The organism is Edwardsiella ictaluri ATCC 33202 (genome assembly GCF_000264785.1).
GTDB classification, from domain to species: domain Bacteria; phylum Pseudomonadota; class Gammaproteobacteria; order Enterobacterales; family Enterobacteriaceae; genus Edwardsiella; species Edwardsiella ictaluri.
This window is the reverse complement of record NZ_AFJI01000114.1, coordinates 1-791: the sequence shown is the minus strand read 5'-3', so window position 1 is coordinate 791 and position 791 is coordinate 1. Positions and strand designations below refer to the sequence as shown.

Below are 791 nucleotides of genomic sequence, written 5' to 3'. Positions count from 1 at the left end.
GTTTCTGTCTTATTGACTCAGATAATTAAACGTTTATCACTGCTGCACAGTACTCCTGGTCTTTTGACAATAGTGCCCACACAATCCGCGCATTCTTATTAGCCAATGCTACTGAGGCAATGTTGTTATTTCGGCGTGCCAGTAGCCGACTGGCCCATCCCGATACAGCATCCTGTTTACGTTTGACCGACTGCAACACAGCCCTGGCTCCGTGAATAAGTAAGGTTCGTAAATAAACATCACCTCGTTTGCTTATCCCGAGCAAGACTTGTTTGCCACCACTTGAATGCTGACGTGGAACCAGTCCTAACCAGGCAGCCAACTGTCGGCTATTTTCGAAATTGCTGGCGTTGCCGATAGTCGCAATGAGTGCGGTGGCGGTGACTGGGCCAATGCCTGGGATCTTGCTGATACGCTGACATAGCGCATTTTGGCGGTAGCACTGCTCAATCTGCTTGTCGAGCGTAGCGATGACATCGAACAGATATGTCATATGGTGCTGTAACAGACTCAGTTGTACACGAAATAGAGATGGTAATGAGTTATTGGCATCTTCCAGGATCTCAGGTAACTGTAGTTGTAACTGCTGGATCCCCCGGGATACAACGATGCCAAATTCAGCCAATAGCCCCCGAATTTGATTCGCCTGAGCGGTCCGTTGTTTGATGAAACTCTGACGACTCCGGTGAAGTGCCAATACGGCTTGTTGCTCAGGAGTCTTGACTGGCACGAACCGCATGTTAGGTCGAGTGACGGCTTCGCAGATAGCCTCTGCGTCTGCAGCATCATGC

The 791-nt window shown here is 49.6% G+C and carries 1 protein-coding gene; it reads right to left on the bottom strand.

Annotated features, from left to right (window positions below):
• Positions 1 to 25: 25 nt before the first annotated feature.
• Positions 26 to 791: IS110 family RNA-guided transposase (locus EIEH_RS16765; protein WP_035610436.1), on the bottom strand; the 766-nt coding region annotated here is incomplete at its 5' end.